This window comes from Streptomyces tibetensis, from assembly GCF_007655005.1.
In the GTDB taxonomy this organism is placed as follows: Bacteria; Actinomycetota; Actinomycetes; order Streptomycetales; family Streptomycetaceae; genus Streptomyces; species Streptomyces tibetensis.
In genome coordinates this window covers 143251-155597 of the sequence record NZ_SZVW01000005.1, presented here as the reverse complement: position 1 = coordinate 155597, position 12347 = coordinate 143251, and the positions used below count along the sequence as shown (strand labels likewise).

8 protein-coding genes are annotated in these 12347 nt (G+C 74.2%); 4 read left to right on the top strand and 4 right to left on the bottom strand.

Translation table 11 applies throughout. From position 1 onward, the window contains the following. Positions 1-98: 98 nt before the first annotated feature. The gene (locus tag FDO69_RS10035; RefSeq protein ID WP_104779413.1) at positions 99-449 is read right to left on the bottom strand and encodes a chorismate mutase; all 351 of its coding nucleotides are present in this window, start codon (positions 447-449) and stop codon (positions 99-101) included. A gap of 319 nt (positions 450-768) precedes the next feature. Between FDO69_RS10035 and FDO69_RS10030 the strand changes: the two genes are divergently transcribed. Next, positions 769-1656, top strand: a complete 888-nt coding sequence (locus FDO69_RS10030; protein ID WP_104779412.1) for a hypothetical protein — start codon at positions 769-771, stop codon at positions 1654-1656. Between the two features lie 57 nt (positions 1657-1713). On the opposite strand, the gene qcrB is transcribed toward FDO69_RS10030, so the two are convergent. From qcrB to FDO69_RS10015, 3 genes are all read right to left on the bottom strand, one after another. After that, on the bottom strand, positions 1714-3366 hold the full coding sequence (gene qcrB / locus FDO69_RS10025; protein ID WP_104779411.1) for a cytochrome bc1 complex cytochrome b subunit: 1653 nt from the start codon (positions 3364-3366) through the stop codon (positions 1714-1716). Positions 3367-3476: 110 nt separating this feature from the next. Further along, entirely contained in the window at positions 3477-4211 is a 735-nt protein-coding gene (locus tag FDO69_RS10020) for a vWA domain-containing protein (RefSeq protein WP_104779410.1), read from the bottom strand. Positions 4212-4224: 13 nt separating this feature from the next. Next, positions 4225-4956 carry an ABC transporter ATP-binding protein gene (locus tag FDO69_RS10015; protein WP_104779409.1) on the bottom strand — a complete coding sequence of 244 codons (732 nt, stop codon included), beginning with the start codon at positions 4954-4956 and terminating at the stop codon, positions 4225-4227. A 137-nt stretch (positions 4957-5093) separates the two neighbouring features. On the opposite strand from FDO69_RS10015, the gene FDO69_RS10010 reads away from it, so the two are divergent. From FDO69_RS10010 to FDO69_RS10000, 3 genes are read left to right on the top strand one after another with little or no spacing between them, the layout of a single operon-like run. Then, positions 5094-8429 carry an FtsX-like permease family protein gene (locus FDO69_RS10010; RefSeq protein ID WP_104779408.1) on the top strand — a complete coding sequence of 1112 codons (3336 nt, stop codon included), beginning with the start codon at positions 5094-5096 and terminating at the stop codon, positions 8427-8429. A 1-nt stretch (position 8430) separates the two neighbouring features. Beyond that, positions 8431-11157: a hypothetical protein gene (locus tag FDO69_RS10005; protein WP_104779407.1), complete on the top strand. Its 2727-nt coding sequence runs from the start codon at positions 8431-8433 to the stop codon at positions 11155-11157. Beyond that, entirely contained in the window at positions 11154-12254 is a 1101-nt protein-coding gene (locus FDO69_RS10000) for an ABC transporter ATP-binding protein (protein WP_104779406.1), read from the top strand. The genes FDO69_RS10005 and FDO69_RS10000 overlap by 4 nt, the downstream gene beginning before the upstream one ends. Positions 12255-12347 lie beyond the last annotated feature (93 nt).

Below are 12347 nucleotides of genomic sequence, written 5' to 3'. Positions count from 1 at the left end.
CGGGACACTGACGCGCAGTGCTCGCCGGCTGACATGCTGTGTACAGCGCAGCATGCCCCGAGCGGGCCGCCGTGTCACTCCCCGGGGCGCGCGGGACGTCAGTTGCCGCCGGGGGTGGCGCCGTTGAGCGCTTCGTCGGCGATGCGCTCGTGGTGGCGGATGACCTCGGCGACGATGAAGTTCAGGAACTTCTCGGCGAAGGCGGGGTCGAGTTTGGCGTTCTCGGCGAGGGCGCGCAGCCGGGCGATCTGGCGGGCTTCGCGAGCCGGGTCGGCGGGCGGCAGCTGGTGCCGGGCCTTGAGGTGGCCGACCTGCTGGGTGCACTTGAAGCGCTCGGCGAGCATGTGGACGACGGCGGCGTCGATGTTGTCGATGCTGTCGCGCAGCCGGGCGAGCTCTTCGCGGACGGCGGGGTCGACGTCGCGGGAACCGGTGTTGCTGGTGGTCATGGGGCGTCAGCCTACGGGGATCATGACGGGTGGCCGAAGGGCGTCTCATCCCTCGGCGGTAAGAGTTGCTTGTGGAAGCGGATGTCCTCGTGGCCGCCGGGGACGGCCCGGACGCGGGTCCGTTCCCGGGAGCCGGGCCGCGGGTGGAAGCGGGGTGCCCGGGAGCTGTACGTGGGGACGATCTTTCGCTGGTCACGGCCCGGATGCTGCCGGTGGTGCGCGAGAGGTGACGGCCGGATTTCGCCGTGCCGGGGCCGTCCGTGGTGGGGCTCGTCCTCGTACAGTGGAACCGGGTTCAGGGGCGTCTTGGGGGTGAGACGTGGCGAACGACGGGCCGGTCGAGCACGGCTACCCGCATCTGGAGACGGTGCGGGCCGCTGTCACGGCGCTGTACAGGCGACTGTCCCACGACACCGTCCGGACGTTCGCGTCGAGTGTGCTCCCCGTCGACGTGGCGTTCTGCGACACGGACGATCTGTATCTGGGGGCGCAGCGGGTGGCGCACGAGCTGGTGCGGCACTACCGGCTGCCGGATGCCCGGCTGGTCGTGAGTTTCCGGGAGATGCGGCACGCGGCGAATGTGGAGCTCACGGCCGGGCCGGAGTACTTCGTGGAGCTGAACGACCGGTTCCGTACGCATCGGCGGGACATCGGGGCGGCCCTGGCGCACGAGGTGACGCATGTGTACCTGCATCGCCTGGACCTGTCCTTCCCGGGGGTGCGGGACAACGAGATCCTCACGGACACGGTGACGACGTATCTGGGTGCGGGGTGGCTGCTGCTGGACGCCTACCGGGAGGACGGGGCGTCGTCGCAGAAGCTGGGGTACCTCACGCCGGAGGAGTTCGGGTACGTGCTGGCCAAGCGGGCGCTGGCGTTCGGGGAGGACCCGGCGGTGTGGTTCACCAGTGCGCAGGCGTACACGGCGTATGTGAAGGGGATGGAGCTGGCCCGCCGTGACGAGCGGCAGCCGCCGTTGACGGCGGCGGGATGGGCGGGGCGGCGGCGGTACGCCCGGGACCGGCGGCACGCTGCGGCGGGCCCGCAGCAGCCGGGGGCGCCGTACGCGTTCTCGCCCGACGGGGGCGGGCGGTTGCGGGTGTCGTTCCCCTGCCCCACGTGCCATCAGCGGATCAGGGTGCCGGTGCGGGGGCGGGTCCGGGCGCGGTGCGCGCTGTGCCGCAGCGTGCTGGAGTGCGATACGTAGGGGGCGTGGGCGGAGCGGGCCGGGAGTTGCGCTTTCGGCGTCGGGGCTCGGCCGTCCTCAGTGCGGGTGGTCGCCGCTGGTGATCTCCCGGTACTGCTCCACGGTCGGCTTCTCGATCCGTGCGTCGGGGCCGTACATGGCCTTGGCGAGCCGGGCTCGCAGCCGCTCGGACCGCTTGACCCTGCGGCGGACTCCCCCGGCGTCGACCTCGCGCCCGATCTCGTAGGGCGGGTTCTGCTCGTGCTGGGTGAGCGTGAACAGCTCGCCCTGGGTGAGGGGCTCGTGGACCTCGATGTACTCGCCGGTCGGCAGCCGCTTGACGGTGCCGGTCTCCCTGCCGTGCAGCACCTTGGCGCGGTCGCGGCGCTGCAGGCCCATGCAGATCTTCTTCGTGACGATGAAGGCGGCGACCGGCAGCACGAAGACCCCGATCCGCACGCACCAGGTGATCACGTTGATGGACAGGTGCAGATGGGTGGCGACGATGTCGTTGCCGCCGCCGATCAGCAGCACCGCGTACAGCGTCAGCCAGGCCACGCCGAGGCCGGTGCGCACGGGCGCGTTGCGCGGCCGGTCCAGGATGTGGTGCTCGCGTTTGTCGCCGGTGATCCACGCCTCGAGGAAGGGGTAGAGGCCGAGGGCGAACAGGATCAGCGGGAAGAGCGAGAAGGGGATGAACACGCCGAGGACGAGGGTGTGCCCCCAGAGGTTGATCTCCCATCCCGGCATCACCCGGATCAGGCCCTCGGAGAAGCCGAGGTACCAGTCGGGCTGGGCGCCGGTGGTGACCAGGTCGGGGCGGTAGGGGCCGAACGCCCACACGGGGTTGATCTGGGCGATGGCGCCCATCACCGTCAGCACGCCGAAGACGAGGAAGAAGAAGCCGCCGGCCTTGGCCATGTAGACCGGCAGGAAGGGCATCCCGACGACCGAGCGTTCCTTGCGTCCGGGGCCGGGGAACTGGGTGTGCTTGTGGTAGAAGACCAGGATCAGATGGGCGGTGACCAGGCCCAGCATGATCCCGGGCAGCAGCAGGATGTGGACGGGATAGAGCCGGGAGATGATGTCCTCGCCCGGGAACTCCCCGCCGAACAGGAAGAACGACAGGTACGTCCCGACGATCGGGATCGACAGGATCGCGCCCTGTGCGAAGCGGATGCCGGTGCCGGACAGCAGGTCGTCGGGGAGGGAGTAGCCGGTCAGGCCGGTGATGATGCCGAGCATCAGCAGGGTCCAGCCGAAGAGCCAGTTCAGTTCGCGCGGCTTGCGGAAGGCTCCGGTGAAGAACACCCGCATCATGTGCACCAGCATGCCGGTGATGAAGACCAGCGCCGCCCAGTGGTGGATCTGCCGGATCAGCAGCCCGCCGCGCACGTCGAAGCTGATGTCCAGCGTGGACTCGAACGCCTTGCTCATGAGGACGCCGTTGAGCTCCGTGTAGGAGCCGTTGTAGGCGACCTCCTGCATGCTGGGCTCGAAGAACAGGGTGAGGTAGACGCCGGTGAGGATCAGTACGACGAAGCTGTAGAGGGTGACCTCGCCCAGCATGAAGGACCAGTGGTCCGGGAAGACCTTGCGCATGTTGGCCTTGGCCAGGGCGAAGAGCCCGAGCCGTCCGTCGGCCCAGTCGGCGAGCTTCTCGCCCTTGCCGACCGGAGGCCTGCGAGCGGAATCCGTCCCGTACACCCGTCGTGCGCCGTCGTCGCCCATACGTCGTCGCCTCCCCGTGGGATCCTTCCCAGCGTGGCACGGCGTCGCGGCCGTGCAAACGGGGCGTGGGCCAAGGGGCGGGGCGGTTGGGCCAGAGGGGCGAGCGCCGGTCAGCGACCGCCGGGGTCGTGGACGATCCCCTGTGCCCGTGCGGCCATGAGCCATTTCGGGAACTCGCTCACCAGCCGGTCGTACAGCTCGGCGTCCGGGACCTTCCGCGGGTCCTGCCCCGCGTGGAAGAACCCGGCGTTGTCGACGACCCGCTTGCCCGGCACGGCCAGCTCGTCCAGCTTGCGCAGGAAGTCGAACTGCTTGCTGCCCGGGTCGCCGAACCCGATGAACTGCCAGAACAGCGGCAGCTTCGCCGCCTTGCACAGGTAGCGTTCCGCGGCGAGCTTGTTGATGGGCCCGCCGTCGGTCTGGAACACCACCAGGGCGGGCTCCGTCGAGCCGCTGTCGAGGTAGTGGTCGATCACGGCGTCCATCGCCAGGTGATAGCTGGTCTTCCCCATGTGCCCGAGCCCGGCCACGATCCGCTCGATCCGCCCCTGGTGGCCAGCCAGGGCGATCTCGGTCTCGGCGTCGACATCGGTGGAGAAGAACACGACCGGCACGCTGCCGTCGTCGTCCAGGTGCGCCGACAGCCCGAGCACCCGGTCGGCCAGCGCCTGCACACTGCCGTCCTTGTAGTACGGCTTCATCGAGCCGGAGTAGTCGACCACGAGGTAGACCGCGGCCCGCAGCCCGTCCAGCCCGTGCTTCACGAGGGACACCCCGGCGCTCTTGTAGAGGTTCACCAGCGCGGGAGCGGTCTCCTGCACCTTGCTCAGACTGATCGCGACCATGGGCCGCATCCTCTCAGCTCTCGACGACCACTCCGTCGCTCAGTTCCAGCACCCGGTCGGCCAGGCCGAGGAGTTGCGGGTCGTGGGTGGCGACGAGCGCCGTGACGCCCTCGCTGCGGACCACGGCGCGCAGCAGCTCCATCACCGCCAGGCCGGTGGCCGCGTCGAGCTGGCCGGTCGGCTCGTCGGCGAGCAGCAGGGCCGGGCGGTTGGCGAGGGCCCGGGCGATGGCGACCCGCTGCTGCTGTCCGCCGGAGAGCTCGGCGGGCCGTTGTGCCTCGTGTCCGGCCAGTCCCACCAGGGCCAGCAGCATCGCCACCCGCTCCTCCCGTTCCCGCGGCTCGGTCCGGCGCAGCCGCAGCGGCACGCCCACGTTCTCGGCGGCGGTGAGGATGGGGATGAGCCCGAAGGACTGGAAGACGAAACCGATCCGGTCCCGGCGCAGTTCCAGCAGCTCGCTCTCGCCGAGCGCCGACAGGTCGGTGCCGCCCACGACGACCCGGCCGCGCTGCGGGGTGTCGAGACCGCCGATCAGATGGAGCAGCGTCGACTTTCCGGAGCCCGAGCGGCCTTTGAGGGCGACCAGTTCACCGCGCCGGGCGGCGAAGGAGGCCCCGCGCAGCGCGTGTACCGCCGCGGCCCCGGTGCCGTAGGAGTGGTGCAGGTCCGCCACCCGCAGCATCGGTTCCCCGGCCGTGTCGTCGGCGAGGGCGGCACCGGACCCGGGGCTGCTGTTCTCGGTCATCACCGCATCCCATACGGAACGGGTCCGGACGGTCAAGGGCCGGACAACGCGGCTTCGAACTCATGTGCCGGGCCGGTAACTCCGTGATATGCATGCCGGGTTGGGGGAAAAGCGGCTCGCGCATCGGTGGGGGAAGAGTGACGGGCTTACTGCTGCTGCGCCTGCGCGCGCATCGGCTGCTGCTCACGGCCGCCCTGCTCGCCGTCCTGCTGACCACCTCGGTGCTCGCCGCCCTCACGGCCTTCTCCGGCTCCGTCGGGGACGCGGCGCTGCGGGGCACGCTGGCCGGCAGGTCCGCGCTCTCCGCCTCCCTCTTCGTCGAGGCGGACGTGCCCCGGGAGCGGCGGGACGCGGCGCACCGGGCGGTGGTGCGCGGGGCGCGGGAGGTCTTCGGCGGGCTGCCGGTGACCGTGCGGAGGCTGGAGCGGTCCGGGCCGTACGCGCTGCCCCGGTCCCTGCGGGACGCGGACGCCCGGGCCGGGCAGCCCGACCTGACGCATCTCGCCGCTCTGGACCGGTCCCGGATCCGGCTGGTCTCGGGGGCTCTGCCCGGCCCGGCGCCGGCGGGCCGGGGATCCACCGTGCCCGTCGCCCTGCCCGAGGCGGCGGCCGACCGGCTGAAGCTGCGGCCCGGGGCACGTCTGAAGCTCACCGACCGGCTGGGCGGCGCACCGCTGAGGGTGCGGGTGACCGGGGTGTACCGGGCGGCCGACGGCACCGATCCCTACTGGCAGGCGGACACGGTGGGCGGGCGGGGCGTGCGCACCCTGGCCTTCACCACCTACGGGCCGCTGCTGGCCGAGGCGTCGGTGCTCGCCTCCGGCCGTGCCTCCGCGGACACCACCGGCTGGGTGGCGACGGCCGACTACCGCACCCTCACCACCGGCGACATCGGCGCGCTCCGCGCGGACGCCCTGCGCGCGGCCGGGGCGCTGCGCGTGAGCCCGGCGCTCGGGGGCGCCGCGAGCGTGCGCAACGGACTGCCGGAGGTTCTGGAGCGGACCGAACGGACCCTGCTGGTGTCCCGGTCCACCCTGGCGATCGTCTCCGTGCAGCTGGTCCTGCTGGCCGGGTACGCGCTGCTGCTGGTGGCCCGGCTGCTCGACGGTGAGCGCGCGGGAGAGACCGAACTGCTGCGCGCCCGGGGCGGCTCGCGTGGCCGGATCGCGGGGCTCGCCGCGCTGGAGGCGCTGCTGCTGGCGGTGCCGGCCGCGGTCTGTGCCGCCCTGCTGTCCGGCCCGCTGACCCGGCTGCTGGCCCGCTCGTCCTCGCTCGACCGGATCGGGCTGCGGCTGGACACCGCCCCGTCGGGACGGGTCTGGCTGGTGGCGGCCGGCGTGGCGCTGGGGTGCGCGGTGGCGGTTGTGGCGCCCGCGCTGGCGGCGACGGCCGGCACGCCGGTGCGGCTGCGCCGGCTGCGTGCCGCCACGACGGCCGCGCCCCTGCGCGCCGGAGCCGATGCGGGGCTGCTGCTGATCGCGGCCGTGGCGTACTGGCAGCTGCAACGGCAGACCGACACGACCGGCGGCGGGGTGCTCAGTTTCGACCGGGCGGGCCGGCTGGGCATCGATCCGCTGCTGGTCGCGGCGCCCGCGCTGGCGCTGCTGGCGGGCACCGTACTGACGCTGCGTCTGCTGCCGCCGGCCGCCCGGCTGGCCGAGCGGCGTTCCTCGCACGGGCGGGGGCTGCCGGCGGCGCTGGCGGGCTGGCAGTTCAGCCGGCGTCCGCTGCGTGGGGCGGGTCCGGTGTTGCTGCTGGTCATCGCCGTGGCGACCGGGATGCTGGCCATCGGGCACGGCGCGTCCTGGGACCGGTCGCAGGACGACCAGGCCGACTTCCGGACGGGTGCCTCGGTCCGGGTCCTCGACCAGAGTCCGGGCAGTCCCGGGCAGACCGGTCTCTACTCCGGGCTGCCCGGGGCCGGGGACGCCGCTCCCGCGCATCGCACCTCTCTGAGCCTGTCCGGCGACCGGGACGCGACGGTCCTCGCCCTGGACACCGCCCGTGCCGGGGCCGGGCTGCTGATGCGCGGCGACCTCGCCGGTGAGCCCCCGGCGAGGCTGCTGCGGTCACTGGCTCCTCCCGCGCCGGACGAGGACCGGGCCGTCCGGCTTCCCGACGGCACCCGGCGGCTCGGCCTCGACGTGCGGATCACCGATCTGCGGGCCCGGACGGGGCGCTCCCCCTCCGGCCGTGCGCCGCAGCTCACGGTGGTCGTCGAGGACCGGTACGGCATCGCGTACCGGATGGGCGCCGGGGAGGTTGTGGTGGACGGGCGGGTGCGCCGGGTCGCGCTCGACCTCGACGTGACGGCGTCCGGCCGCCGCGCCGCCCCGGCCGGGCCACTTCGGCTGACCGGGTTTCAGCTCGATGACACCTCTCCCGTCGGCCGCCCCGAACAGCACCGGTTCACCGTCGAACGACTGCTCGCCACCGGTTCCGACGGTGCCGCGCGGGCCGTCCCCGCGCCCGCCGCGACGCGCTGGCGGGGCAGCCGTACCGTGACGGAGAACGGCACCGTCCTGGCCCGTGGGGCCACGAGGCCCGCCGTGTCCGCCGGCGCGCCGCTGACCGTGTCGTACGGCACGGGCGCCGATCCCGACGAGAGCGTCAACACGCCCCCGCTCTACTCCGTCCGTGTCGCCACCGTCGGGGCCGGGGCGCCGCGGACGCTCGCCGCCGTGGCCACCCGGGACTTTTTGCGGGCAGCGGGAGCCGGGCCGGGCGACACCATCGACGTACCACTGTCCGGGGAGCAGCTGCGGGTGCGGATCGTCCGGGCGGTGGAGGCGCTGCCGACCACCGCGGCCGGACCGAACGGTGAGGCGGTGGGGGGCGGGGCGTTGCTGCTCGACCTGCGGGCCGTCGACGCCGTGCTGGACCGGCGGGCCGCCGCGCCGCTCGTGCCCACCGAGTGGTGGGTGAGCGCCGCGCCCGGCAAGGCCGCCGAGGTCGCCGCCGCGTTGCGGGCGCGCCCCGATCTCGAAGACCAGCAGGTGCTGGTACGGGACGAGACCGCTGCCGAGCTGCTGCGGGACCCGCTGGGCGCGGGCCCGCGCTCGGCGCTGACGGCGGTGGCGGTGGCCGCCGCGGCCCTGGCCGCCGGGGGTTTCGCGGTGAGCGCCGCGGGTGCGCGGCGGGAGCGGTCCGCGGAGTTCGCGGTGCTGCGCGCCCTGGGCACGCCCCGCCGGGACCTCGCCCGGCTGGTCGCGACGGAGCAGAGCCTGCTCATCGGCGCCGGGCTGCTCGCCGGGCTGGGTCTCGGCGCCGTCCTGACGCGGGCCGTGGTGCCGCTGATCGTACTGACCTCCGATGCGGCACGGCCGGTCCCGCCCGTCCTCGTGGAACTCCCGCAGGCCCGGGTGGCCCTGCTCCTCGCGGGGGTGGCCGCCCCGCTGTTGCTGATCACCGTCGTGTCGGCGTTGCGCCGCGCCGACCCGGCGGTCGCGCTGCGCCACCAGGGGGAGGACTGACATGCCGCGCAACGCGCAGGGCGCGCCCTGGGTACGGACCCGGCTGCGGGCCGCGCCCGGGTCCACCGTCGCCTTCGGTGTGCTGGTGCTGGTCACGGCGTTCCTCGCGGCGCTCCTGCCCCGGGCCGTCGAGGCGTACGAGACGGACGGGCTGCGCGAGGCCGTCGCCGTCGCCGCCCCCGAGTCCACCGTGCTGGAACTGAAGACGCCGCAGCCCGGTCTCGAACGGCCGGACCGTGCCCGTGCGAACGAGGTCCGGCCGGAGGCGCTCGCGGCGGTCGACGCCCAGGCCCGTGCGCTGCTGCCCGCACCGCTGCGGGCGGACCCGGCCGAGTCGGCGTACGGGGTGCGGACGGGTAAGAGTCTGGAGGCGCTGGACGCGTCGCTGCCGCGGCCCGACGGGGTGCCGCCCCGCTTCACCCTGGCCACCCAGTCGGGACTGGCCGGCCATGCCACCGTGCGGGAGGGCCGGTTGCCCGCCGCCGGCCGGGTGTCCATGGGCGCCAGGGAGGTGGAAGGCGCCGTGACCACCGAGACGGCCCGCACGCTGCGGCTGCGCTCCGGCTCCTCGCTCACCCTGGCCGGTTTTCCCGACGGGCCGCTGACCGTACGGATCACCGGCATCCTCCAGCCCCGGCACCCGCAGCGCAGTTACTGGTCGGCGGAGCCGGTTCTGCGCACACCGGCCCTGGCCTCCTTCGGCGGCCGTCCGCCGCAGTTCTACTGGGAGGCGGGCGTCCTGCTGGCGCCCGGTTCCGCACCCGCGCTGCTCGGCGGGCAGGGAGAGCCGGAGAAGTACTGGCGGTACGCGCCCGCGACGGGGCGGCTCACCGGGACGGACACCGCGGCGCTGGTCGCGGCGATCGCGTCCCTGGAGAACGGGCCCGGGCTGGTGCGGATGCGCGGAGCCGCCGGTCCGCTCGCGGACCTGTCCACCGGTCTGGAGCAGGTCGTCGGTTCCTTCACGCAGACGCGTGACGCCATCGCCCCCGTGGTCGCCGTGGCGGTGTTCGGTATCGCCGCGGTCGCTTCGGTCGTCCTGGTCATGAGCGGTGGTCTGGCCGCCTCCCGCCGCGACGCCGAACTCGCCCTGCTGCGCGCCCGGGGCGGCTCCCTGCGGGGCATCACCGGGCGGCTACTGGCCGAGTGCGCGGCGCCGGCGCTGCCCGCCGCGGCCTGCGGCCTGCTGCCGGCCGTGCTCGTCGTGGACGGGGCCCGGCTGCTGCCCGCCGTCCTCGGGGCGGGCGCCGTGGCGCTGCTCGCCTGTGCGGCGCTGCCGGTGCGCGCGGCCGTGGCGCACCGCAGGCCGCGGGCGCACCGGGAGCGCGACGATCTGGCCCGGGCCAGGCCCGGCGGGCGCCGCACGGTCGTCGAACTGACCGTGCTGGTGCTGGCCGCCGGCTCGGTGCTGACGTTGCGCCGCCGCGGTGCGGGCGAGCCGGGCGATCTGCTGGTGAGCGCCGCTCCGGTGCTCGTCGGGCTGGTGACGGCGCTGGTCCTGGTCCGGCTGTATCCGCTGCCCCTGCGGTGGGCGGCCGGCCCGGCCGGGCGGCTGCGCGGCGTGGTCGGGTTCCTGTCGCTGGCCCGGGCGGGCCGTTCACCGGCCGCGGTCGCCACGCTGCCGCTGCTCGCCCTGCTGACGGCCCTGACCACGGCCGCGTTCGGAGGGTCCGTGCTGACGGGCGTGGCGGTCGCCCGGGACCGGGCAGCGCTGCTGAAGACGGGTGCGGACGCGGCTGTCGCCACCGACGGCAGTGCACTGCCGACGGGACTGGCGCGGGCGGTGAGGGAGGTGGCCGGGGTCCGGGAAGTGACGGCCGTGGGCATCGGGTACGCCTCGGAGCGCGCGTCCGACGAGTCGGGGTCGCTGCCCCTGGTGGGGGTCGAGCCGGACTCGTACGCGGGACTGGCCCGGCACGTGGGGCTCGGGGGTTTCGCGGCGGACGCCCTGCGGACCCGGGGCGGGGTGCTGGACGCGGTCGCCTCCCCGAGCGTCGCCGAGCGGCTGGGGAAGTCGCCGCGCCGGATCGTGACCGACTACGGGCCCGTGACCGTGCGGGTCACCGCGGTGCGGCCCCGCACCCCGGCCGTCCCCGAGGGGGAGTTCCTGCTGGTCGACGCGGCGGGGCTGAAGGGCTCGCCCGGCCCTTCGGTCCTGCTGGCGGCCGGCGCCGGGCTCGACGGGAAGGCACTGCGGGCGGCCGTGCGCGGCGCCCATCCGGGCCTGGCCGTGACCCTGCGGAGCGAGGAACGCGCGGCGCTGTCCGACTCGCCGCTGCAGGAGGGCGCCGAACGGATCTACGTCTGGGCCGTCGCCGCGGGTGCGGGCTACGCCGTGCTCGCCCTGGTGCTCGGTCTGCTGCGGTCCGCTCCGGAGCGGGCCGCCCTGCTGGCCCGGCTGCGCACACTGGGCATGACGACCCGCCAGGGCAGGCGCCTGCTCGGCCTGGAGGCGTTGCCGCAGACGCTGCTCGCGGCCGGCGGGGGCATGGCCGCCGGCTGGGCGACGGTGGGGCTGCTCTCCCCCGGCATCGACCTGGACCGGCTGGCCCTGGCCGGCATCTCCGGTGTGACGGCCCCGGATGCCGTGCTGCGGGCCGACGTGTGGTCGCTGGCTCTGCCGGCCGCGGGCGCGGTGCTGCTGGCGGGGGCGGTGGCGGTCGCCCAGGCCTGGTGGGCGGGGCGCCGGACACCGATCACTCACCTCAGGGCGGGAGACATGCGATGAGCGGTACGACGGAGTCGCTCGAGGAGCTTCAGCGCCGGGTGGCGCGGCAGCGCGACCGGCCCGCGTACGGGCACGACGCGCTGATCGCCTGCGACCGGTTGGTGCGGATCTTCGCCCGGCGCGGGGGCGGGGACGCGGTGGAGGTGCAGGCGCTCCAGGGGCTCGATCTGCTGGTGCGCGAGGGCGAGTTGATGGCCCTGGTGGGAGCGTCCGGCAGCGGCAAGTCGACGTTGATGAACATCCTCGCGGGCCTGGACGTCCCGACGGCGGGCGCCGCGAAGGTCGCGGGCCGTGATCTGCTGACGATGGACGCGAAGGCGCGGCTGCGGTACCGGCGTGAGGTGGTGGGCTTCGTCTGGCAGCAGACGGCGCGCAATCTGCTGCCGTATCTGACGGCCGCACAGAACGTCGCCCTGCCGATGCAGCTGGCGGGCGGCTCCCGGCGCGAACGTGCCGGGCGGGTGGACGATCTGCTGTCCCTGCTGGGCGTCGCCGACTGCCGGGACCGGCGTCCGCAGGCGATGTCCGGCGGTCAGCAACAGCGCGTCGCGATCGCGGTCGCCCTCGCCAACGACCCCGCCGTGCTGCTCGCCGACGAGCCGACCGGCGAGCTGGACTCGGCGACCGGACAGCAGGTCTTCGCGGCGTTCCGCCGGGCGAACGAGGAACTGGGCACGACGATCGTCATCGTCACGCACGACCAGGCGGTCGCCGGTGAGGTCCGCCGCACGGTCGCCATCCGCGACGGCCGTACCTCGACGGAGGTGCTGCGCCGCACGGAGGTCGACGAGACGGGCCGGGAGTCCCTCGTGGCGCGTGAGTACGCGATGCTCGACCGCGCGGGCCGCCTTCAGCTGCCCGCCGAGTACACGGCTGCCCTGGGCATGGCGGACCGGGTGCTGCTGGAACTGGCCGAGGACCACATCCAGGTACGGCCGGACGAGAACGACGGCGAGAACGGCGACGGGTACGAAGGCAGGACCCACGGCGAGAACGACGGCAGGACCGACGGCGGGAACGGTGGCAGGACCGACGGCGGGAACGGCGGCAGGACCGATGGCGGGAACGGCGTCGAGAGCGGCGGCGGGAACGGCTGAGGACGTGCGACAGCGCCTGCCCGGGCGTCCGGTCGGGGACTGTGGGGCAGGCGCCGTCAGTGTTCCGTACGCCGTTGTACGGGACGTCTTGTG